The sequence below is a fragment of the Mycobacterium sp. genome, from assembly GCF_036490025.1.
Classification (GTDB): Bacteria; Actinomycetota; Actinomycetes; order Mycobacteriales; family Mycobacteriaceae; genus Mycobacterium.
Window position 1 is genome coordinate 1 of sequence record NZ_DASXEP010000103.1, and the last position, 22,064, is coordinate 22,064.

The window sequence follows — 22,064 nt, forward strand, 5'->3', positions numbered from 1 at the left end:
GCCAATCGCGGCGAGATCGCCCGACGGGTATTCGCGACGTGCCGCACTCTGGGCCTGGGCACCGTCGCGGTCTACACCGACCCGGACGCCGCCGCTCCGCATGTCGCCGAGGCCGATGCCCGGGTGCGGCTGCCCAAGACCAACGACTATCTCAATGCCGAGGCGATCATCGCGGCCGCCCGTGCGGCCGGCGCGGACGCGGTGCATCCGGGCTACGGATTCCTCTCGGAGAACGCTGAATTCGCCAAGGCGGTCACCGCCGCCGGGCTGGCCTGGATCGGCCCGCCGGTGGATGCGGTGCGCGCGATGGGCTCCAAGATCGAGTCCAAGAAACTGATGGCCGCCGCCGGCGTCCCAGCGCTCGAAGAACTCGACCCGGACACCGTCACGGCCGACCAGTTGCCAGTGCTGGTGAAGGCGTCCTCCGGCGGCGGTGGTCGCGGGATGCGCGTCGTTCACCAATTAGATTCGCTGCCAAGCGAAGTCGCCGCCGCCCAGCGCGAAGCGCAGTCCGCGTTCGGCGACCCCACGGTATTTTGTGAGCGCTACCTGCCCACCGGCCACCACGTCGAGGTCCAGGTGCTCGCCGACACCCACGGCACGGTGTGGGCGGTCGGCGAGCGGGAATGCTCGATTCAGCGCCGCCATCAGAAGATCATCGAGGAAGCACCGTCGCCGTTGGTCGAGCGCATACCGGGCATGCGGGCCAAGCTGTTCGACGCCGCCCGGCTGGCCGCCGGCGCGATCGGCTACACCGGGGCGGGCACGGTGGAGTTCCTCGCCGATGATGACGGCGAGTTCTACTTCCTGGAGATGAACACCAGGCTGCAGGTCGAACACCCGGTCACCGAAGAGACCACCGGTCTGGACCTGGTCGAACTGCAGATCGCGGTCGCCGACGGCGACCGGCTGGAAGCCGAACCGCCTGGCGCGCAAGGGCATTCCATTGAGGCGCGGCTCTACGCCGAGGACCCGGCGCGGGACTGGCAGCCACAGGCCGGCCCGGTGCACCGCATCGAGGTACCGGCGGCCCGCACGGAGTTCACCAGACTGGGGTCACGGACCGGGATCCGCCTGGATTCCGGGATCGTCGACGGCTCCGTGGTGTCCATCCACTACGACCCGATGCTCGCCAAGGTGATCTCCTACGCTCCGACGCGCCGCCAGGCGGCGCTGGTGCTCGCCGACGCGCTGGCACGAGCACAGCTGCACGGCGTGCGGACCAACCGCGATCTGTTGGTCAACGTGCTGCGGCACCAGGCATTCCTGGACGGCGCCACCGACACCGCGTTCTTCGACACGCACGACCTGGCGCAGCTGTCCGCGCCGTTGGCCGGCAAAGACGTGATCCGGCTGTCGGCAATCGCCGCGGCGCTGGCCGACGCGGCGGACAATCGCGCCGCGGCCACCGTGCTGGGCTCGATCCCCAGCGGCTGGCGCAATCTGTCTTCGGGCTACCAGGTCAAGACCTACGTCGACGACGCCGGCACCGAACACCGGGTCGAATACCGTTTCACCCGAACCGGATTGCTGTTGCCGTCCGACGAATCAATACGGCTGGTCTCGGCTTCGGCACACGAGGTGGTGTTGGCCGATGACAACGGCGTGGCACGCAGCTTCGCGGTTAGACGCTACGGCGCAGAAGGCTCAGCCATCTATATCGACTCGGCGCACGGACCGGTGCACCTGGTCGCGTTGCCCCGCTTCCCCGAACCGGGATCGGCCGTCGAGAAGGGTTCGCTGGTCGCGCCCATGCCGGGCAACGTCATTCGGCTGGGTGCTGCGATCGGCGATACCGTCACGGCCGGTCAACCGCTGATCTGGCTGGAGGCGATGAAAATGGAGCACACCATCACCGCCCCGAGCGACGGTGTCCTCGCCGAACTCAACGTCGACACCGGCCACCAAGTCGAAGTCGGCGCCGTGTTGGCACGCGTCGACGCCCCCCACGATCCCGAAGCAGAAGGAGACGCACCGTGACCGACAGCAGCTTCATCGAAAACGAAGACCGCACGGCGCTGCGCAAGGCGGTGTCCGAATGGGCATCCAACTATGGCAGCGAGTACTACCTGAAGAAAGCCCGCGCACACCAGCACACCGACGAACTATGGTCCGAGGCAGGCAAACTCGGCTTCCTGGGCGTCAACCTCCCCGAGGAGTACGGCGGCGGTGGCGCCGGCATGTACGAGCTGTCGCTGGTGATGGAGGAAATGGCGGCCGCGGGTAGCGCGCTGCTGCTGATGGTGGTCTCGCCCGCCATCAACGGCACGATCATCAGCAAGTTCGGCACCGAGGAACAAAAGACGCGCTGGATTCCCGGCATCGCCGACGGCTCGCTGACGATGGCGTTCGCGATCACCGAGCCCGACGCCGGATCCAATTCACACAAGATCACCACCACGGCCCGCCGCGACAGCAGTGACTGGATCCTCAAGGGGCAGAAGGTTTTCATCTCCGGGGTCGATCAGGCGCAGGCGGTGCTGGTGGTCGCGCGCTCCGAGGAAGCCAAGACCGGCAAGCTGCGACCGGCGCTGTTCGTGGTGCCCACCGATGCGCCAGGTTTCACCTACACCCCGATCGAGATGGAGCTGATCAGCCCCGAGCGGCAATTCCAGGTCTTCCTCGACGACGTCCGGCTGCCCAGCGACGCGCTCGTCGGGGCCGAAGATGCCGCCATCGCACAGCTTTTCGCGGGCCTGAACCCGGAGCGCATCATGGGTGCGGCGAGCTCGGTCGGCATGGGTCGCTTCGCACTCGACCACGCCGCCGACTACGTCAAGACCCGCCAGGTCTGGGGATCGCCGATCGGCGCGCACCAGGGCTTGTCACATCCGTTGGCGCAGTGCCACATCGAAGTGGAGCTCGCCAAGCTGATGATGCAGAAGGCGGCAACCCTGTACGACAACGGCGACGACGGTGGTGCAGCCACGGCCGCGAACATGGCCAAATACGCTGCGGCCGAAGCCGCTACGCGCTCGGTCGACCAGGCCGTGCAGTCGATGGGCGGTAACGGGCTGACCAAAGAGTACGGCGTGGCCGCCATGCTGGCCTCCGCGCGGCTGGGTCGTATCGCACCGGTCAGCCGCGAGATGGTGCTCAACTTCGTCGCGCAGACGTCGCTGGGCCTGCCCCGGTCCTACTGATGGACACTCTCGTCGAGTACGCCGTCGACGGGCAGGTGGCGCGGCTGACGCTGAATTCGCCGCACAACCGCAACGCGCTGTCGCCGACGTTGGTCGGCCAGCTGCATCAGGGCCTGCGCGACGCGGCGGACGACCCCGCGGTGCGGGTCGTCGTACTCGGCCACACCGGCAACACCTTCTGCGCCGGCGCCGACCTTTCTCAAGGGTCGGCGACGGCGAGCTCCGATCCCGCCGAGGCGACCGCCGAACGGTCCCGGGAGATGGCCGCGCTGCTGCGCGCGATCGTCGAGTCGCCGCGGCCGGTGATCGTCGCGGTCGACGGCCATGTCCGGGCCGGCGGCATGGGCCTGGTCGCCGCCTGCGACATCGCGGTCGCCGGTCCACGCAGCACCTTCGCGCTGACCGAAGCCCGTATCGGGGTGGCGCCGGCGATCATCTCGCTGACGCTGCTACCGAAGATGTCCGCCCGCGCCGCGGCCCGCTACTACTTGACCGGAGAGACGTTCGACGCTGCGACCGCCGCCGCGATCGGACTGATCACGGTGGCCGTCGATGACGTCCACGCGCAGGTGGCGTCTCTGGTCGCCGATATCGGCCGCGGCTCACCGCAGGGCTTGGCAGCGTCGAAGGCACTGACCACCGCCGCGGTGCTGGAGGGTTTCGACCGCGACGCCGAGCGGCTGGGCATCGAGTCGGCGCGGCTGTTCGTCTCCGACGAAGCCCGCGAGGGCATGCTGGCGTTTCTGGAGAAACGGCCGCCGTGCTGGGCAACCTGACATGACCCCCGCGACAGCGGGCCGTCATCGCCTCCGATAAGCAGTAGGGGTGGATAACGACGGAAGCCAAAGCTGGCGAAATTGGCTTCGCAGCCTGTTCACCGGATGGCAGCGCCCAACTACACACCCGGTAGATACACGGGGCGAGGGCGCCGAAAGCCTGATCGGGTTCGTGGTGGCGGCCGCGCTGGTCGGGGTGATCACCGGTCTCGGAGCGGCCACCTTCCGGCTGCTCCTCGAAGAGGCTGCGCGGTTGCGCAACAGCCTGGCTGCCTGGGCGCACGGCAGCTGGTGGGGGTTGATCGTCGTCGTGCTCGTCTGCACGACGGCCGCCACCGTCGCGGCAGCCCTGGTGCACCGGGTCGAACCGCACGCCGAAGGCAGCGGAATCCCGCGCGTCGAGGCGATCGCTGATGGCCGGGTCAGACCCGACCGATTTCGGATACTGCCCGTCAAGTACATCGGTGGGCTGTTGGCCATCGGCAGCGGTCTGGCACTCGGGCGCGAAGGACCGTCAGTCCAGATGGGCGGAACCGCCGCCGTCATCGTCGCCACCCTCACCCGGCGCAACCTGGCCGACCTGCGTGTCCTGGTCGCCGGTGGCGCTGCCGCGGGGCTTGCCACCGCATTCAACGCTCCTATCGCCGGCGGGGTCTTCGTCCTTGAAGAGCTCGTCAAGCGCTTTGACCCGCGCACCACCGTCGCCACCTTCGTTGCGTCTGCGTCCGGGTTTGCCGCCGCCCATCTGCTGGTGCAATCACGATATGAGTTCGAGATGACCGCAGTAGCCGAACCGCGGCTAGTCGAGTCCGGCTGGGTATTCGCCATCGGGATCCTCACGGGTTTGCTCGGCGTGCTCTACAACAGCGCGGTGATGTTCGGGCTGCGCCGGGCCGACGCCAGCCGTTGGCCGAAGGAGGCTCGCGCCGCCGTGACGGGCGCGCTCATCGGAGTGCTCGTCTGGGTCGTGCCAAACCTGGCCGGCAGTGGCGACAACCTCACCCAAAATGCACTTCTCGGCCATGGCACACTGCTCGCGATCACCGGCGCGCTCGTCCTCCGGTTCGCGCTGGGCGTCGTCTCCTACGCCGCCTCCACCCCCGGGGGCCTGTTCGCCCCCATGCTCGTACTCGGAGCAGACGCTGGGTTGATCATCGGGCTCGTAGCCAAGCACGTCACACCGCACGCCATGCCCGGCCTGGCCGCCTGCGCTCTTATCGGCATGGCCGCCTTCTTCACCGCGTCGGTGCACGCCCCCGTCACCGGTCTGATCCTCGCCACCGAAATGACCGGCATTACCAATCAATTGCCGCCGATGCTCGGTGCCTGCGCCATCGCCATGCTCGTCGCCATCGCGCTGCGGTCCCAACCCATCTACGACCGGCTCGCCCAACGGGCGGCCGAGGCAGCGCGGCGCACAGCGGACCACGGCAGCTGAGCGAAGCCTGAGCGTGGCGCAACAGTTTAGCGAAGATCCTTGCAGCAAAATTACTTCGTCGTAGGCTCGTCACTGATGAGCGAGTCAGCGCAGCGAGGCGCGCAGGACCAGCGGAGGGCAGTCGCGCGTGCCGCCGAAACCGATCGCATCCAGGTCGCACAGCTGCTCACTGACGCCGCCGCGCAGGGCCGGCTGCAGATGAGCGATTACGAAGACCGCCTCACCAGGGCCTACGCGGCGCAGACCTACGACGAACTGGATCGCCTGCGGTCCGACCTGCTGGGATCATCGGTGAGTCCCCGCGATGGCGGCGACGCCAAGCCCGCGCCGTCGATGCTGCTGCTGGCCATCATGAGCGCATTCGAACGGCGCGGCAGATGGAACGTGCCCAAGAAGCTGACGACGTTCGCGCTGTGGGGCGGCGGCGTGATCGACCTGCGCTACGCCGACTTCACCTCCACCGACGTCGAGATCCACGCCACGTCGATCATGGGCGGGCAGACCATCCTGCTGCCCCCCGAAGTCAACGTCGAGATCAAGGGCCACGGCGTGATGGGTGGATTCGACCATTCAGTAGCCGGCCAAGGCACGCCCGGTGCTCCCACCGTGCGGATCCGTGGTTTCTCGTTGTGGGGCGGAGTCGGTATCCGGCGGAAGAACCGAAAGACCCAGAGCTAGCCCGCGGGCCTATCGCCTGCGGCTGCGCAGGTAGTCGCCGACCACCGCCGCGCCCAGCCCGTCGAGATCGGGATCGACCACCCGGCCCTCGACGCGGCGCGCAACCTGATCGATGAACCTCGCCAGCCCGGGGTCGTTGCCCAACCGGAAGATGGTCACCTGCGCGCCGAGCCGCGCCATCTCGTCGAAGCCGCGCACGGTGTTGGCGATGGTTCGCGGATGCGGCGGGTAATCGAAAAACACAGCAGAACCCCGCCCGCTGCCATCGACGTCTTCCAGGTGCGCGGTCGGCTCACCGTCGGTGACCACCAGCAGGACGGGCTGCGCGTTGGGATGCCGACGCAGATGCCGGCCGGCCAGCGCCAGCGCGTGATGCAGGTTGGTGCCCTGCTCGTACACACCCTCCAGGCCCATCAGCTCGGCGCTGGTGATGGTCCGCGCATAGCGCCCAAAAGCAATGATCTGCAACGCATCTGAACGAAACCGGGTACGCACCAGGTGGTCGAGCGCCAGCGCCGTGCGTTTCATCGGCAGCCAGCGGTTCTCCATCACCATCGAGAACGAGGTGTCCACCAGCAACGCGACCACGGCCTGGGTGCGGGTCTCCGTTTCGGACACCTCGACGTCGTCGACGCTGATGCGAATCGCCGATTCCTGGTTGGCTGCCTGGGTTCCGGCCTGCCGCAGCACCGCGTTGGTCAGCGTCCGGGTGACATTCCACGGCTCGGTGTCGCCGAACTGCCAGGGCCGGGTGGCGCCGGTCAGTTCACCGGCGGCTCCGGCCCGCCGCAGATCACGCTCGCCGTGACGGCTGGAAAGCTGCTGTGCCACATCGCGTAACGCTGTTTCGCCGAGCCGTCGCATCGCCTTCGGCGACAACCGCCACTGGCCGTCCGAGCTCCGGTCCAGAAAGCCCTGGTTGACCAGCGCGCGCTCCAGCTCGGCCAGCGTTTGAGCGTCGATGGCGGCCTGGTCGCCCAGTTGGCGGGCCAGTGCGTCGAGGTCGACGTCGTCCATCGTCGCACCGGGATAGCTCTGCGACAGCTGCTCGGCGAGTTGTTCGAGCTCGCCGATGTCGGCCAGCGCCTGGGCGCCTTCACCCATGCCGAGCGGATTGTCGCCGGAGAACTGCGACGAGCCGTCCCAGTCCTCACCGGGCCGCGCCGCCTGCAGGTGCGCGTCGAGTCGATCCAATGCCTGCATCAATGCCGGCGACCCGAATGCCTGCTGCGCCAACGCATCCAACTCCGCGCGCTGATCCGGGCTCAGGCTGTTGCGGAACCGCTGCGCGGCCGCCGCGCGCTTGGCGAGCGAGTCCAGCAACTCCTCGACATTCTGCGGGTTCTCCGGAAAGAACTCACCGTGCTTGTCCATGAACTCTTGGAAATCTTGTTGGGAGTCTTGCCCTTTCGAGTGCTTGTCCAACAAATCGTTGAGGTCGTTCAGCATGTCGTTGACGCGCTGCCGGTCCTCGTCGGTGGCGCCCTCCAGCGCCTCCTTCATGCCGGCGAAACGCTGGTCGAGCATCTCCCGGCCGAGCAGATCCTTGATCTGCTGATACTTCTGCCGCGCCTCCTCGCTGCGCCAGCCGTATTCGGAGAGCTCTTGCACGGCCTTGGCCGGCGACGGCGAGAGTGCGTCGAGTTGCAGTTCGCCGAAGCGCGCGTCGTCATCCAGGGCGCGGGCCAGCTCTTTGCGCTCGGCCAGCACTGCATCGTCGAGCAGCTTTTTGATCTCTTGCAGCGTGCCGTCTAAGTTGTTCTCGCGCAGTAGCTCTCGCCGCCGACGGTTTGCCTCGGCGGCCAGCCGATCGGCTCCGTTCATGCTCTTGGTGCCTCGGCGCAGCAGCTCGGACAGCGCCCGGCGCGGCGAGGTGCCCGCCATCACGTCCTGCCCGATCTGCTCGAGCGCCTCACGCAGATCCACCGGTGGAGCCAGCGGGTCGGGCCCGCCGGTGTAGGCCGAGTATTTCGCCGAATGACCTGACGAATGACCTTTAGCCATAGACGGTTTCGCCTTCCCCGGACACCTTGTCGACGCGCTTGGCCAAATACAGTGCCTCCAAGGCTAATTCGAGCGCCGCAGCGCGCTCACCCTCGGATTCGGCGCCGAGCCGCTTGGCGATCGCCTCGATGATCGGCAGGTCGGGCAGCGCCGCCAGCACGTCCTTGGCCGAAACCCGCTCTCCCGTCGTCACCGCCGAGCCGCCCTCGACCGCAGCCACCAACGGGCCGACGTCGAGATCGCCGAGTGCTCTGGACGCGGTGTCGGCGGTGGCGCGGCGCAGCAGGTGTTCCAGCACGGCTTGTTCGCGGCCTTCCTCGCCGGACTCGAATTCCAGCTTGCCGCGCAGCACGTCGATCACGGTGCCCAAGTCGACCACCCGGGCCACCGGATCGGTCTCACCCAGCATCGCGCCGCGATGCCGCGCCGACGCCGCAACCGTCTCGGCCGCCGCGATCGCGAACCGCGCCGACACCCCGGACCGCTGATCGACCGAGTTGGACTCCCGCAGGTAGCGGGCAAACCGGGCGATCACCTGGATCAGGTAGTCGGGCACCTGGGCGCTCAGGTGCGCCTCCTGGCGGATCACCCCGACCTCGGCGTCGAGCTCAAGCGGGTAGTGCGTGCGGATTTCGGCGCCGAAGCGGTCCTTGAGCGGGGTGATGATGCGGCCCCGGTTGGTGTAGTCCTCGGGGTTGGCGCTGGCGACCACGAGCACGTCCAGCGGCAGCCGCAAGGTGTAGCCGCGGACCTGGATGTCGCGCTCCTCCATCACGTTGAGCATCGACACCTGGATGCGCTCGGCCAGGTCGGGCAGTTCGTTGACGGCGACGATGCCACGGTGTGCCCGTGGGATCAGACCGTAGGCGATGGTCTCGGGGTCTCCCAGGCTGCGGCCTTCGGCGACCTTGATCGGGTCGATGTCACCGACCAGGTCGGCCACGCTGGTGTCGGGAGTGGCCAGCTTCTCGGTGTAGCGCTCGCTGCGGTGTCGCCACTCGACCGGCAGGTCGTCGCCGAGCGTGGCGGCCTTGCGGATCGACTCCGGCGTGATCGGGGTGTACGGATGCTCACCGAGCTCGGCGCCACCGATCACCGGTGTCCACTCGTCGAGCAGGCCGATCAGCGCCCGCAGCAGACGCGTCTTGCCCTGCCCGCGCTCGCCCAGCAGCACGAAGTCGTGGCCGGCGATCAGCGCCCGCTCCAGCTGCGGCAACACGGTGTCCTCGAAGCCCAGGATGCCTGGCCAGATCTCGTCACCCTCGGCCAGCGCGGTCAGTAGGTTTTCCCGGATTTCTTGTTTGACGGCTCTTTCGCGGTGCCCGGTGGCACGCAGTTCGCCGACGGTGCGGGGCAGGTTATTCGCAGCGGTCACCACACCACGCTACGACGAGGCAGCCGATACAGCACCGCCCCCAGGTCACTTTGGCACCGGAAAGAGTAGGAAAGGCCGGGCCATCGCGTGGATTGCCCGGCCTTCCGAGGTGAATGTGAGGCTAGCCCGTGACGACGGTTGCCTCGGGGTCGCCCGGCTTCCAGGTGATGGTGCCGTGCTCGAACGTCGACTTGAAGGAACCGTCGGGTTCGGTCTGCTCGTCAGCGGACGGGTAACCCAGCTTGCCCTGCGAAGCCTGGTTCGCATTCCACGCGTCACGGATCTTGCCCCACACGAAGTAGACCGGGCCGCCGTTGCGATAGATCAGGACGCCGCCGTCGAATTGCTGGTAGACACCGCTGTTGTCCGCGGTGTTCTTCTGGTTGTCATACGGTGCGCCCAGGTCCTTCTTTTGAGCGTCGTTAAGGGTCTCCCACTTCGCCAGAATTGGTCCCTCGACGGTGTACGGCGTGCCGTTTGCACCGTTGATCTGCGTCGAGGTCGGTGCCGCCGGGGTCGTTGCCGGCGACATCGCCGGCGCCGAAGACGACATCGCTGACGATGACGACGTCGCTGACGAACTCGAGGATTGGCTGGAGTTGTTCGACTGGTGGCATCCCGCACCGATCAGAGCGAACACCGCAATTGCGACTGAGAACGACGCCGTTCTTTTGCTTATCGCGCGCATGTTTTCCTCTCGAATACCTTTTGAATCGCACCGGACTCGTCCCGGTAGACGTGCCCGAATTTCGATGCTAGGCCGATCCGATCTTGTGCGGAAGGAGAATCGGAACGACCCAAAACAGCGAGCCCGATACTTTGCTCGACGGTCGTCGGGCGTTCAGGTGCATGCCAGCGGTTCAGTGGGCGAAGTGCCGCGAGCCGGTCAGGTAGAGCGTCACGCCGGCTTTGGCGGCGGCAGCAGTCACTTCGTCGTCGCGGACCGACCCGCCCGGATGCACGATCGCGGTGACGCCCGCCGCGGTCAGCGTCTCAAGACCGTCCGGAAACGGGAAGAACGCGTCCGACGCGGCGACGGCGCCACGAACCCGATCCCCGCCGCGCTCGACCGCCAGCCGCGCCGCGTCGACGCGGTTCACCTGGCCCATGCCGATGCCGATGGTGGCACCGCCACCGGCGATGACGATCGCGTTGGACTTGACCGCACGGCAGGTTCGCCAGGCGAAGGCCAGATCCGCCAGAGTGGCCGGATCGGCCGCGGCACCAGTCGCCAGCGTCCAGTTGATCGGGTTGTCGCCGGGCGCGTCGATCCGGTCGCGTTGCTGCATCAACAGCCCGCCGCTGATCTGACGACGTTCCGTGTCGTCATCCATCGGCTCGGAAGCGACCAGCACCCTGACATTCTTCTTGCGCGCCAACACGTCAACGGCGCCCGGCGCATAGGCGGGCGCCACGATCACCTCGGTGAAAATCGTGCTGACATATTCGGCCATCTCGACGCTGACCTCGGTGTTGGCCGCGATCACTCCGCCGAACGCACTGAGCGGATCGCACTCGTGGGCCTTGCGGTGGGCGTCGGCGATCGAAACCGACGAGATCGCTATTCCGCACGGGTTCGCGTGCTTGATGATCGCTACGCAAGTCTGCTCATGATCGAAGGCCGCCCGCCAGGCCGCATCGGCATCGGTGAAGTTGTTGTACGACATCTCTTTTCCGTGCAGCTGGTCAGCCTGCGCCAGGCCGGGCCACCCGCTGTCGTCGACGTACAAAGCGGCTTGCTGATGCGGGTTCTCGCCATAACGCAGGTGGGTCGATCGTCGCCACGTGCCGGCGAACCACGCCGGGAACGTCGCGGCCGGCTCCTCGGGCGCCAGCGTCGACTCCATCCAGCCGGCCACCGCGACGTCGTACTCCGCGGTGTGCCGAAACGCCAACGACGCCAACTTCTTTCGTTCGGCAAGGGTGAAGCCGCCGCTACGCACCGCGGCCAGCACTCCGTCATAGCCAAGCGGATCGGTGACCACGGCCACGCTGGGATGATTCTTGGCCGAGGCACGAACCATCGACGGTCCGCCGATGTCGATCTGCTCGACACACTCGTCGACGCCCGCGCCGGACTCGACGGTCTCGCTGAACGGATACAGGTTGACCACCACCAACTCGAACGCCTCGATCCCAAGCTGTTCGAGCGCCGCGGCGTGCTCAGGTTTGCGTAGGTCGGCCAGCAAGCCGGCGTGCACACGCGGATGTAGGGTCTTGACCCGGCCGTCGAGTACCTCTGGAAAGCCGGTCAGCTCCTCCACCGGTGTCACCGGAATACCTTTGTCAGCAATAGTTTTCGCCGTTGTCCCGGTTGAAACGATCTCGACGCCCGCTTCGGAAAGACCGCGGGCCAGTTCGACCAGACCGGTCTTGTCGTAGACGCTGATCAACGCGCGCCGAATCGGCCGTTTGACGTCGTTGGTGCTCATCCGAGAGTTGCCTTTCGTCCGGTCCAGGTCACGCCGCCGGTCGCCACCGCGGCGATTACATCCACCAAAAGCCGCCGTTCGATGACCTTGATGCGCTCGTGCAGGGTCTGTTCGTCGTCCTCGTCGAGCACGGGGACGACTTGCTGGGCGAGTATCGGGCCGGTGTCAGTGCCGGCGTCCACCAGGTGCACCGTGCAGCCGGTGACCTTCACACCGTGGGCCAGCGCGTCGGCCACCGCGTGCGCGCCGGGGAATGCCGGCAGCAAAGCCGGGTGCGTGTTGAGGGTACGGCCTTGAAACTTCGAAAGAAATTGTGGTCCAAGGATTTTCATGAATCCAGCCGAGACGACGAGGTCGGGCGAATGCGCGGCTGCAGCATCGGTGAGCGCGGCATCCCAATCGTCGCGATCTGGGTGGTCGGCCAGTCGCACCCGGAAGCTCGGAAGCGACGCGGTGGCCGCGATTTCGGCGGCCGGGCAGTCGCGGTCCACGCCGACGGCGACCACCCGCGCCGGATATTCTCCGACGGCGGCGTCCAGCAAAGACGCCAGCAGCGAACCGGTACCCGATGCCAGCACCACCAATCGTGCCGGTGCGCTGGGAGGCGCGCGGAACGGTTGCTGCACAGGGCGAGCCTACGTCCGCTGACGATGCGGGCCGTCGGCGGCTCGAGGAAGCGGACGATCAATCACCGTCGTCGTCCGGCGACAATGCGGGCCGGTCCGCGGCCCGAGGAGGAGCCGGACCATCAAGTCCGTCCGGCGACAATGCGGGCCGGTCCGCGGCCCGAGGAGGAGCCGGACCATCAAGTCCGTCCGGCGACAATGCGGGCCGGTCGGCGGCCCGAGGAGGAGCCGGACCATCAAGTCCGTCCGGCGACAATGCGGGCCGGTCGGCGGCCCGAGGAGGAGCCGGACCATCAAGTCCGTCCGGCGCGTCGTCGACGCCCGACTCGATTGCCGACGTGTCGTCCGCCTCGGCGTCGATCGTCGGCTCGGCCGATACGGCCGGCGGCCGCCCGGGCCGCACCGGCTTGGCCTTGCGCGGCCGGTATCTGATCCCGCCGGCCATCACGACGGTGATCGCGCCGACGGCGGTGAACCACAGGAAGACCGCGAACCCAAAAGTGCCCTGGTCGATTCCGACGCCCCCGAAGTTGCCCAACTGGCCGCTGCCGGCGTAACCGAGCAGCGCCAGGGTCAACGCCGCCACCAACGCCGCGATCCCCAGCTTCGCCATCGCGTCCGACAGCGGCAACGGCTGGCGCGCGCACTGCTGTCCGAGCGCCACCCCCGAGGACGCTCCGACGATGAGCAGCGCGACCCAGGCCGGCCCCAGCGGCGGGTGGGGCGCCGCGGCCAGCACCGGCAGCGCCGGGATATCCCCGCCGAAGACGGTGAACGAGCTGAACGTGGCAAAACCCAGGTGAGCGCTGGAACCCACTGCCATCGCGGCGGTCGCGACGATCACATTGGGCGCATAAAGCACCGACAGCACGGTCAGGCTGAACTGGCCGAAAATCGAATTGGTGATCGCGTACAGATCCTGCATCGTCGCCCAGTGCACGACAAGCGAGCCGGCTGCCACTAGGCCCGACAACCCGAGCAGCGCCAGTACGCCGGCCATCGCCGCGCGTAGCGAGTCGGGCAGCCAGTCCGGAAACGGCGACGCCCCCAGGGCCCGCCGGCCGACGCGTGAGCCCACCCCGATAGCTGCGCCGATGGCGTGCACGGCCAGCACGCTGACAAAGGCGCGCAACGCGCTCGGCGTCTGTAGTTCGGTGATCACCGACGCCGCATCGTGGATGACGGCCAGCGCGATCGCGGCGATCAACAGCGGCCCGCCCAGGGCGGACGCGACGATCCACCGGATGACGAACCACGAGGCCGTCGCCCTGGTGGCCTGCGCGGTGGTGCGCGCGGTCCCCCACACCATGAGCAGCACCGGCAGCAGCGGCATCACACCCAGTTCGCGGCCACCGATGGAGATCGGGACCTGATGCACGCCGAGCCACATGCTGGCGATCGCACCGAGCGCGCCTGTCATGTCGCTGTTGGCGATCACCAGTTGCAGCAACGTCACCGCCGCGATGACCACCAACGCCACCACTGCGGGCCCGAACGCAACCCGCAACAAGTCACGGGCCTGATGGGCGCCCGCGGTTCGATTGTCCTGCACCGGCGTCACGGTTTGAGGACGTTACACAGCGGCTGTCTGAGTGGCGACCCACCGCGCCCGTGTGCGCACCCCGGTGCGCACCGTCAGGACTGTGCCGGGCCCGACGGCGAGGACGGCGCCTGCGGTTGCTGACCCGAGCCGTACGAGTGCTGGCTGTGGGCGGAACCGCCATGGTCCGAGGAGTTGCCCTGCCCCGAGCCGCCGGAGCCGGACGACGGCGGTGGGCTGAAGCTGGGGAAACCTGTTGGCGGCGTGGGTGATCCGTGCTGCTGCGCCTGCGCCGAGCCCTGCTGCGGTCCCGGTTGCGCGCTGAAACCACCGGTCGACGGCCCACCCGGGTAGCCGCCGTACTGGGTTCCGTAGCCCGACTGCTGGTACGGAGACTGCTGCTGACCGTAGTAGCCGTACTGCCCGTAGTACTGGTCGTACTTGGGCCGCGGCGCCGGCGGGGTGATCACACCGGCGTCCAGCAGGAGTGCGCTGATCGCGAGCCCGGCCTGCAGGACGCCGGCACTCACGGCGATCCACAGCGCCGCGCCCCGGCCCGGAGCACCAATGGTGTCCTCGATCAGCAACAACGCGCCTAACGTGGCGACCACGGCCGCCACCGCGTAGAAGTTTTTGGCCTTGGGCAGCAAGCCCACCCCGGCCAGCAGACCCGCCAACAGGGCCAAGTCGATCGGCAGGCTGCTGCCTCTTTCGACGAGCTCGTCACCGTTGGGAAGGACCCGGGTGATCATCGGGGCGTAGCTCGCCAGGTAGATGATCACGCCGAGCGCCAATACCGCGATGGTCAGGTAGTGCTTCAGATTGCTTTCACCGTCATCGGCCTTCGTGAACGACGGCGCGGCGGGAGCCCCGTAGGAGCCAGGCGACTGCGCGGGCGGATATCCGGGACTGCCGGGCGGGTAGGTCATCGCTTCTCCTGTGCCTTCCAATGCGGTTGCGGCGCCACTGTCGTGCGGCGCTGGTACTCCCGCGCCGCTCCTCGCGAGGCTACCTCGGGACGCTCCATGAACGCCGTGGCGGCGGCTGGCGCAGGCTTGCGACGCGAGCCGATCATCAACGCTAGCGCACCCTCGGGCCATTCGTCGGCGCGGACCTCGACGCGCCGCCGCGCACCCCGCCACCCCCGGCCACCCCCCGCCGCTTGCCCGCAAGATTGGAACACGTTCTAATTCATCCATGGACTACGGGCTCGTGCTGTTCACCAGCGATCGCGGAATCACCCCGGCAGCGGCTGCCACGCTTGCCGATAACCATGGGTTTCAGACGTTTTACGTACCCGAACACACCCACATCCCGATCAAGCGCCAGGCCGCTCATCCGACGACTGGTGACGCCTCGTTGCCCGACGACCGCTACATGCGCACGTTGGATCCATGGGTGAGCCTCGGCGCGGCGTGTGCCGTCACTTCGCGGGTGCGGCTGTCCACCGCGGTCGCATTGCCGGTCGAGCACGATCCGATCACTTTGGCCAAATCCATTGCGACGCTCGATCATCTCTCCGGCGGACGAGTCAGCCTGGGCGTCGGGTTCGGCTGGAACACTGACGAACTCACCGATCACAATGTGCCGCCCGGACGGCGCCGCACCATGCTGCGTGAATACATCGAGGCGATGCGGGTGCTGTGGACCGAGGAGGAAGCCTCCTATGAAGGCGAGTTCGTCAACTTCGGGCCCAGCTGGGCGTGGCCCAAGCCGGTGCAGTCGCACATCCCGGTACTGGTCGGGGCGGCGGGCACCGAGAAGAACTTCAAGTGGATCGCGCGCAGTGCCGACGGCTGGATCACCACTCCCCGCGACTTCGACATCGACGAACCGGTGAAATTGCTGCAGGACAGCTGGGCCGCCGCCGGCCGGAAGGGCGCGCCGCAGATCGTGGCGCTGGACTTCAAGCCCATCCCGGAGAAGTTGGCGCACTGGGCCGAGCTCGGGGTCACCGAAGTGCTGTTCGGTTTGCCCGACAAATCCGGAGGCGAGGTCGCGGCCTACGTGGAGCGGCTGGCCGGCAAACTCGCCGCGGCGGTTTAGCCGCTGAATCCGATCGGAGCCGCATCGTGACAGCCGACGAAAAGCCGGGCCGGCACTTTCCCTATCGCTACGAACCCCGGCTGGCTCCAATCTGGCTGCCGTTCCGGGTGTGGCCCGGCACCCAGGGGGTCACCGTCACCGACGACGGGCGCTTGATCGCGCGTTACGGGCCACTTCGCGTCGAGGCCCCGCTGTCGCAGGTGCAGTACGCACACATCACCGGGCCGTATCGATGGTGGACCGCCGTGGGCGTGCGGCTGTCGATGACCGACGACGGGCTCACGTTCGGCACCAATGCGACCCAGGGTGTGTGCATCCACTTCGAGCCGCGAGTTCGTCGCGTGATCGGGCTGCGTGACCACTCCGCGCTGACCGTGACCGTTGAGGACTGCGAAGGCTTGGCCGCGGCGATCACCCGCGCCGGCTGATCAGCGCAGCGAGCAGCGGTTGCCGTAGTCGAACGAGCGCACCGTCACGGCGTGCCGCAACGGCTCTCCGTCAGTGAGCAGCTCGATCAGGTCGTCATCCTCGGTGGTTGCCAGGAACCGGGTCTGGTCGCCGTCGAGCCGGCCGACGATGATCCCGGTCATCCGTCCGCCGTCGCGCCGCACCGTGTAGGTCTCAACTGTTGCCGGACCGTCGGCTTGTTCGGTCACTGCTTCTTTCGGCGACTCGGCGATCTGCGCCTGCAGCTTCGCGCTGCGGTCTGGCTTCCACGGCACGGGCGCCGTCGAGTAGATGCCGACCGAGTACTTGCTCAGCAAGCCACCGTTGGCGCCGACCAGGCCGAATTGCCCTGGTGTACTTCGGCACTCGGCGATCGTCTCGGCAATGGCGTGCATCGAGTAGTTGTTGCCCGCGCCGCCGAAGAACGGCAGGCCACCGGTCAGGGTAAGCCCGCGAGGGTCGTCGGTGGCGAGACCGACGCCGTCGCAGATGTTGAACACCGGGACCGCGAAGCAGCTGTACAGGTCGAAGGTGGCGATGTCGTCGATGCCGAGTCCGGCGACCGCCAGTGCTTCGCGCACCGCCATCACCGCCGACGGGGAGTGGCCGAGATCCCGCCGATCCAGCAGGCTCTGCTCTTCGAGATCGGCGTGGCCATGGAGATAGACCCAATTATCTTCAGGCACACCGAGTTTGCGTGCGGCCTCGATTGACATCAGCAGCGCCGCGGCGCCCTGGTTCACCTGGTCGCGGGCGACCAGCAGCCGCGGGTAGGGATCAGAAATCATCCGATTGCGCTCGGTGACGGTGATCAGTTCCTCGACGCTGCGTTCGACTGGCGCGGCGGCAAACGGATTACCAGCGGCGACCTTGGTGAACGGTGCGAACAGTTCGCCCATCCGCCGCAGATACTCGGCGGGACCGAGTCCGGTCCGGGCTCGCCGAGCGTTCTCCAGCAGCGCGTATTGGGTTGGCGCGTCGACCAATCCGTGGATGATGGTGTAGCGGCTGATCAACTGTTCGAGGCCGTGGCCACGGTCTTCCAGAGGCCCGTCGACGGTCTCGGAAAAGTCCGGCTTGTTCTCCGCGTCGGCGAAATAGCGGTTGGTGGAGGTCGCGTCCGAACCGAAGACCATCGCGACTTCCAAGCGCCCGGCCGAGATCTCGCCGGCCAGCTCGGTGATCAGGTGCTGCGGGCCTTGGCCCCCAACGACTTCCAGGATGGCGCGGGCCGGGTCGGCGCCGATTCGATTGGTGACCGACCGCGGATAGTTGTTCGACTTACCCAGGACGGCCTTTGCCGGCCCGGAAATCTCGAATTGCCTTATGCCGGCAACGGTGTCGATCGCCGCAGCCACCTTGGCGGCATCGGCGCCGCAGTCCTCGAGCGCAGCGCGGGCTCCGGCCGCCGCCAGCTCGACGGCCGACATGCCCCGGTAGTAGGCGTCGTCGATGCGTTCTGCGGCCTGCCCGACGCCCACTACTACCGGAGTGCGGGGGTCAAGTGCGCCGCTCCTCCTCATCGCTGCGCTCTGCATCGTCGTCGGCGCGGATCCATAGCGCCTACAGACTCTCCAGGATTTGCCGTGCGAGCGCGGCAGTTTCCGAAGGAGTCTTGCCGACCTTGACTCCGGCGGCTTCCAACGCTTCCTTCTTGGCGGCGGCGGTGCCCGACGAACCGGACACGATGGCGCCGGCGTGGCCCATCGTCTTGCCTTCCGGCGCAGTGAATCCGGCGACGTAGCCGACGACCGGCTTGGACACGTTGGCCTTGATGTAGTCGGCCGCGCGCTCCTCGGCGTCACCGCCGATCTCACCGATCATCACGATGACCTTGGTCTCGGGATCCTTCTCGAAGGCCTCGATCGCGTCGATGTGCGTGGTGCCGATCACCGGATCACCGCCGATCCCGATCGACGTGGAGAACCCGAAATCGCGTAGCTCGTACATCATCTGGTAGGTCAGCGTGCCGGACTTGGACACCAGGCCGACGGGCCCGGGGCCGGTGATGTTGGCCGGCGTGATGCCCACCAGCGCCTGCCCGGGGGTGATGATGCCTGGACAGTTCGGCCCGATGATGCGGGTCTTGCCGCCCTTGGACAGGTTATAGGCCCAGGCATATGCGCTGTCCTGCACCGGGATTCCCTCGGTGATGACCACCAGCAGCGGGATCTCGGCGTCGATGGCCTCGATGATGGCGTCCTTGGCGAACTTCGGCGGCACGAAGATGATCGACACGTCGGCGCCGGTCTTCTCCATCGCCTCGGCAACGCTGCCGAACACCGGCAGCTCGACGATCTGGCCGCCCTTGTTCTCATGCGTGACGGCGGTGCCGGCCTTGCGCGCGTTCACCCCGCCCACGATCTGGGTGCCCGCCCTGAGCATGCGGGCGGTGTGGACGGTGGCCTCGCTACCGGTGATGCCCTGGACGATGACCTTGCTGTCTTTGGTCAGGAATATAGACATTGTGTGATGGGTCCTTTCGCCTCAGGCGCTCGCCAGCTCGGCGGCTTTGTCAGCGGCCTCGTCCATCGTCGGTACCACCGTCACCAGCGGGTGGTTGGCATCGGCCAGGATGCGCCGGCCTTCGTCCACGTTGTTGCCGTCCAGCCGGACCACCAGCGGCTTGTTGGCATCGTCGCCCAGGATCTTCAGCGCCGACACGATCCCATTGGCCACGGCGTCGCACGCGGTGATGCCACCGAACACGTTGACGAACACGCTTTTGACCTGCTGGTCACCCAGGATGACGTCGAGCCCGGCGGCCATCACCTCAGCCGAGGCGCCACCACCGATGTCGAGGAAGTTGGCCGGCTTGACCCCGCCGTGCTTCTCGCCGGCGTAGGCCACGACGTCCAGCGTCGACATGACCAGTCCGGCGCCATTGCCGATGATGCCGACCTCACCGTCGAGCTTGACGTAGTTGAGGTCGTGCTCCTTGGCCTTCAGCTCCAGCGGGTCGGTGGCGTCGCGGTCCTCGAACTCGGCGTGGCCAGGCTGCCGGAAGTCGGCATTGCCGTCCAGCGTCACCTTGCCGTCCAGCGCCAGGATCTGGTTGTCGGGCGTCCGCACCAGCGGGTTGACCTCGACCAGGGTGGCGTCCTCGGCGACGAAGACGTCCCAGAGCTTCGAGATGGTGATTGCCGCGGCGTCGAGCACCTCCGCCGGCAGGTGGCCCTGTTCGGCGATCGAGCGGGCGAACGCCACGTCGACGCCGGTGACCGCATCCACCGGCACCTTGGCCAGCCGCTCGGGCTTGGTGGCCGCGACCTCTTCGATCTCCACGCCGCCCTCCACCGAGCACATGGCGAGGTAGGTGCGGTTGGCCCGATCGAGCAGGAAGGAGATGTAGTACTCCTCGGCGATGTCACTGGCCTCGGCGACCAGCAGCTTTTTGACGACGTGGCCCTTGATGTCGAGGCCGAGAATGTTCTTCGCGTGGTTGTAGGCGTCCTCAGCGGTCGCGGCGTACTTGACGCCGCCGGCCTTGCCGCGTCCGCCGACCTTGACCTGCGCCTTGACCATCACCGGGTGACCGATCTCTTCGGCAATGGCTTTGGCCCCGTCAGCGGTGTCTGTCACCCGACCGGGTGTCGTCGGCACGTTGTGCTTGGCGAACAACTCTTTCGCCTGGTACTCGAAAAGATCCATGGGCTCACTTCTGTGTGTCGGCCTATTTGCAAGCGGGCCGGGGTTTCCCAGTGCCCGCTTGCGGGAACTGTATCGACACGGCCTGAATGTTCCGTCGTCGGCATCGGTGGATGTGGCAGATCTCACCGGTGGGTGCTGCGTGATTGAAATCACATTCCCGGGCGGATTCCTGGCTTAGCTTGCAACGCCCCAGGGTCGCCGGTTAACGTCGCAGAGTCCAGATAACGGTATGGTTACGGCTCGAGGGACAATCAGGTTGACCCAGCAAATCCCGGCACCGTCTCCTGCGCAAGGAGGGTTTTCGGCGTCGCGCGACCGCAGGTCCATCCCCAATCGCAATGAAGTCACCGACATCATTCCTTTCAACGAGTTCGGCAGACTCGACGATCTGGATTTCAGTGCGAACTCCGTCTTCGACAAAGAAGCGCAGGTACTCCGCGCGCCCGAGCTCGACGACCTGCACGACACCGACAACCTTGTCGTCATGGACCTGGCCGGCCCCAGTGCATCCGAGTCGAGCCCTGAGCGACGCATCGACCCACTCTGGCGTGACGCGCCACGACGCCCGACCCACCCGGAGCTGGTCGCCCGGGGCGGGCAGCACCGCAAACAGCTGACCGGCCCGACTCGGGGCCGAGTGCTGATCGGCGCGATGGCCGCCGGGGCCGCCGCCGCTGCTGCGCACTCCGCCACCAAGCCCCCCGACCACTCCAAAGCCCAGACCGTGCTGGCCGCCGAGACTGCACCGACGACCAGCGGGCCGATCAGTACTTCGGCCAACGGCATGCAGATGGTCACCGTGCAGCCAGCCGCGAACGTCGCCGTGCACAACGCCGAGTTGGCCCACGGCGTCGCGTTCGCTCAAGAACGCGCCCAGCGCGAGGCCAGGCTGCAGCAGCCGTTGTTCGTCATGCCGACCAAGGGCATCTTCACCTCGGGGTTCGGGTACCGGTGGGGCGTGCTGCACGCCGGCATCGACCTCGCCAACTCGATCGGAACCCCGATCAAGGCGGTCTCCGACGGCGTCGTCATCGACGCGGGCCCGACCGCCGGATACGGCATGTGGGTCAAGGTGCGTCACGCCGACGGAACGGTCACGCTCTACGGGCATGTCAACACCACCACCGTCAGCGTGGGTCAGCGCGTGATGGCGGGCGACCAGATCGCCACCATCGGCAACCGCGGCAACTCCACCGGGCCGCACTTGCACTTCGAGGTGCTGCTCGGCGGCACACAGCGCATCGACCCGGTGCCGTGGCTGGCGAAGCGGGGCCTGTCCGTCGGCACCTTCGCCGGTTGACCGGTGACCGACCCGAGCAACCCCAACCCAGGCGATCGCCCTCCCACCCCAGCGCCAAGCGGGCCGCTGAGTGCTGGCAGCCCGGAAACACGCATCATTCGGCGCGCACCCACCGGGCCGATGCCCCAGATCGTCGACGACGCCCGCACCACGCACATTCCGCGACCGCCAACACCACCGCAATTCGTTCCGCCTAGTCGCCAGCCGGGGACGGCAGACGCACCCTATTCCGAACCCAGCCGGACGACGGCGGTGGCCGCATCGGCGGTCAGCATCATCAGCGGCTGGGCCACGTCGGTGGTGGCGACCGATCTGATCGCGGGCTGGTGGCGATCCGACCGGCTGTTCTGCGTCGCCGTGGCGTTCCTTGCGCTGGTGTTCGCGCTGGCCACGGTCTCCGGGGTGATCCTGCTGCTGCTCCGGCAACCGCTGAGCCGCTACCTGATCGTGGCCGGCGCCGCGGTCGCGATCTTGACCTACCTCGGTGTGTTCATCGCCGGCGCGCGGGTGGCATGGATCGTGCACACCCTGCCGATTCTGCCGATCACCAGCGCCGTACTGACGCTGCTGCCGCGGACCAGAGATTGGCTGCTCGAGTAGGGCTCGGC

19 protein-coding genes are annotated in these 22,064 nt (G+C 67.3%); 9 read left to right on the plus strand and 10 right to left on the minus strand.

All coding sequences use genetic code 11. The features are described 5' to 3' along the window. The 5 genes from VGG53_RS11195 to VGG53_RS11215 form a co-directional block, all read left to right on the plus strand. The coding region (locus tag VGG53_RS11195) for an acetyl/propionyl/methylcrotonyl-CoA carboxylase subunit alpha (protein WP_331518129.1) at positions 1-1,980 on the plus strand (1,980 nt) is incomplete at its 5' end. Further along, on the plus strand, positions 1,977-3,143 hold the full coding sequence (locus tag VGG53_RS11200) for an acyl-CoA dehydrogenase family protein (RefSeq protein WP_331518130.1): 1,167 nt from the start codon (positions 1,977-1,979) through the stop codon (positions 3,141-3,143). The genes VGG53_RS11195 and VGG53_RS11200, both read left to right, overlap by 4 nt. After that, positions 3,143-3,919, plus strand: a complete 777-nt coding sequence (locus tag VGG53_RS11205) for an enoyl-CoA hydratase family protein (protein ID WP_331518131.1) — start codon at positions 3,143-3,145, stop codon at positions 3,917-3,919. The genes VGG53_RS11200 and VGG53_RS11205 overlap by 1 nt, the downstream gene beginning before the upstream one ends. A gap of 49 nt (positions 3,920-3,968) precedes the next feature. Further along, complete coding sequence (locus VGG53_RS11210; RefSeq protein WP_331518132.1) at positions 3,969-5,357, plus strand: ClC family H(+)/Cl(-) exchange transporter; 1,389 nt, start codon at positions 3,969-3,971, stop codon at positions 5,355-5,357. Positions 5,358-5,432: 75 nt separating this feature from the next. Next, entirely contained in the window at positions 5,433-6,035 is a 603-nt protein-coding gene (locus tag VGG53_RS11215; protein ID WP_331518133.1) for a DUF1707 domain-containing protein, read from the plus strand. A gap of 9 nt (positions 6,036-6,044) precedes the next feature. Here the strand turns inward: VGG53_RS11215 and VGG53_RS11220 are convergent, their stop codons facing one another. The 7 genes from VGG53_RS11220 to VGG53_RS11250 form a co-directional block, all read right to left on the minus strand. Continuing rightward, positions 6,045-8,039, minus strand: a complete 1,995-nt coding sequence (locus VGG53_RS11220; RefSeq protein WP_331518134.1) for a VWA domain-containing protein — start codon at positions 8,037-8,039, stop codon at positions 6,045-6,047. After that, positions 8,032-9,417, minus strand: coding sequence for an ATP-binding protein (locus tag VGG53_RS11225; protein ID WP_331518135.1), 1,386 nt, complete (start codon positions 9,415-9,417; stop codon positions 8,032-8,034). Before VGG53_RS11225 ends, VGG53_RS11220 begins: the two co-directional genes overlap by 8 nt. Before the next feature lie 118 nt (positions 9,418-9,535). After that, positions 9,536-9,967, minus strand: coding sequence for a hypothetical protein (locus VGG53_RS11230; protein WP_331518136.1), 432 nt, complete (start codon positions 9,965-9,967; stop codon positions 9,536-9,538). A 307-nt stretch (positions 9,968-10,274) separates the two neighbouring features. Beyond that, the gene (gene purH, locus VGG53_RS11235; RefSeq protein WP_331518137.1) at positions 10,275-11,846 is read right to left on the minus strand and encodes a bifunctional phosphoribosylaminoimidazolecarboxamide formyltransferase/IMP cyclohydrolase; all 1,572 of its coding nucleotides are present in this window, start codon (positions 11,844-11,846) and stop codon (positions 10,275-10,277) included. After that, on the minus strand, positions 11,843-12,472 hold the full coding sequence (purN, locus tag VGG53_RS11240; RefSeq protein ID WP_331518138.1) for a phosphoribosylglycinamide formyltransferase: 630 nt from the start codon (positions 12,470-12,472) through the stop codon (positions 11,843-11,845). Before purN ends, purH begins: the two co-directional genes overlap by 4 nt. A gap of 58 nt (positions 12,473-12,530) precedes the next feature. Further along, on the minus strand, positions 12,531-14,024 hold the full coding sequence (locus tag VGG53_RS11245; RefSeq protein ID WP_331518139.1) for a DUF6350 family protein: 1,494 nt from the start codon (positions 14,022-14,024) through the stop codon (positions 12,531-12,533). 83 nt (positions 14,025-14,107) lie between these two features. Continuing rightward, positions 14,108-14,941, minus strand: coding sequence for a DUF5336 domain-containing protein (locus VGG53_RS11250; RefSeq protein WP_331518140.1), 834 nt, complete (start codon positions 14,939-14,941; stop codon positions 14,108-14,110). Between the two features lie 268 nt (positions 14,942-15,209). Here VGG53_RS11250 and VGG53_RS11255 point away from each other — a divergent pair, with 268 nt between their 5' ends. Together VGG53_RS11255 and VGG53_RS11260 are read left to right on the plus strand one after the other, a co-directional pair. Next, positions 15,210-16,058: an LLM class F420-dependent oxidoreductase gene (locus VGG53_RS11255; RefSeq protein ID WP_331518141.1), complete on the plus strand. Its 849-nt coding sequence runs from the start codon at positions 15,210-15,212 to the stop codon at positions 16,056-16,058. Positions 16,059-16,084: 26 nt separating this feature from the next. Further along, complete coding sequence (locus VGG53_RS11260) at positions 16,085-16,486, plus strand: hypothetical protein (RefSeq protein WP_331518142.1); 402 nt, start codon at positions 16,085-16,087, stop codon at positions 16,484-16,486. Here VGG53_RS11260 and VGG53_RS11265 read toward each other — a convergent pair whose 3' ends face one another. The 3 genes from VGG53_RS11265 to sucC are packed head-to-tail and all read right to left on the minus strand — an operon-like array spanning position 16,487 to position 20,156. Then, positions 16,487-18,028, minus strand: a complete 1,542-nt coding sequence (locus tag VGG53_RS11265; RefSeq protein ID WP_331518143.1) for an acetyl-CoA acetyltransferase — start codon at positions 18,026-18,028, stop codon at positions 16,487-16,489. 40 nt (positions 18,029-18,068) lie between these two features. After that, positions 18,069-18,971, minus strand: coding sequence for a succinate--CoA ligase subunit alpha (gene sucD / locus VGG53_RS11270; protein ID WP_331518144.1), 903 nt, complete (start codon positions 18,969-18,971; stop codon positions 18,069-18,071). A gap of 21 nt (positions 18,972-18,992) precedes the next feature. Continuing rightward, the gene (sucC, locus tag VGG53_RS11275) at positions 18,993-20,156 is read right to left on the minus strand and encodes an ADP-forming succinate--CoA ligase subunit beta (protein WP_331518145.1); all 1,164 of its coding nucleotides are present in this window, start codon (positions 20,154-20,156) and stop codon (positions 18,993-18,995) included. A 256-nt stretch (positions 20,157-20,412) separates the two neighbouring features. Here sucC and VGG53_RS11280 point away from each other — a divergent pair, with 256 nt between their 5' ends. Then, positions 20,413-21,456, plus strand: coding sequence for a M23 family metallopeptidase (locus VGG53_RS11280; RefSeq protein WP_414688946.1), 1,044 nt, complete (start codon positions 20,413-20,415; stop codon positions 21,454-21,456). A 3-nt stretch (positions 21,457-21,459) separates the two neighbouring features. Further along, positions 21,460-22,056: a hypothetical protein gene (locus VGG53_RS11285; protein WP_331518147.1), complete on the plus strand. Its 597-nt coding sequence runs from the start codon at positions 21,460-21,462 to the stop codon at positions 22,054-22,056. The last annotated feature ends 8 nt before the right edge of the window (positions 22,057-22,064 follow it).

Excerpts from the sequence above, each read along its gene's own strand:
- VGG53_RS11205 (WP_331518131.1), top strand. The coding sequence starts at position 3,143 with ATGGACACTCTCGTCGAGTACGCCGTCGACGGGCAGGTGGCGCGGCTG.
- VGG53_RS11215 (WP_331518133.1), top strand. The coding sequence starts at position 5,433 with ATGAGCGAGTCAGCGCAGCGAGGCGCGCAGGACCAGCGGAGGGCAGTC.
- VGG53_RS11220 (WP_331518134.1), bottom strand. The coding sequence starts at position 8,039 with ATGGCTAAAGGTCATTCGTCAGGTCATTCGGCGAAATACTCGGCCTAC.
- VGG53_RS11230 (WP_331518136.1), bottom strand. The coding sequence starts at position 9,967 with ATGTCGTCTTCGGCGCCGGCGATGTCGCCGGCAACGACCCCGGCGGCA.
- purH (WP_331518137.1), bottom strand. The coding sequence starts at position 11,846 with ATGAGCACCAACGACGTCAAACGGCCGATTCGGCGCGCGTTGATCAGC.
- VGG53_RS11250 (WP_331518140.1), bottom strand. The coding sequence starts at position 14,941 with ATGACCTACCCGCCCGGCAGTCCCGGATATCCGCCCGCGCAGTCGCCT.
- VGG53_RS11255 (WP_331518141.1), top strand. The coding sequence starts at position 15,210 with ATGGACTACGGGCTCGTGCTGTTCACCAGCGATCGCGGAATCACCCCG.
- VGG53_RS11265 (WP_331518143.1), bottom strand. The coding sequence starts at position 18,028 with ATGAGGAGGAGCGGCGCACTTGACCCCCGCACTCCGGTAGTAGTGGGC.
- sucD (WP_331518144.1), bottom strand. The coding sequence starts at position 18,971 with ATGTCTATATTCCTGACCAAAGACAGCAAGGTCATCGTCCAGGGCATC.
- sucC (WP_331518145.1), bottom strand. The coding sequence starts at position 20,156 with ATGGATCTTTTCGAGTACCAGGCGAAAGAGTTGTTCGCCAAGCACAAC.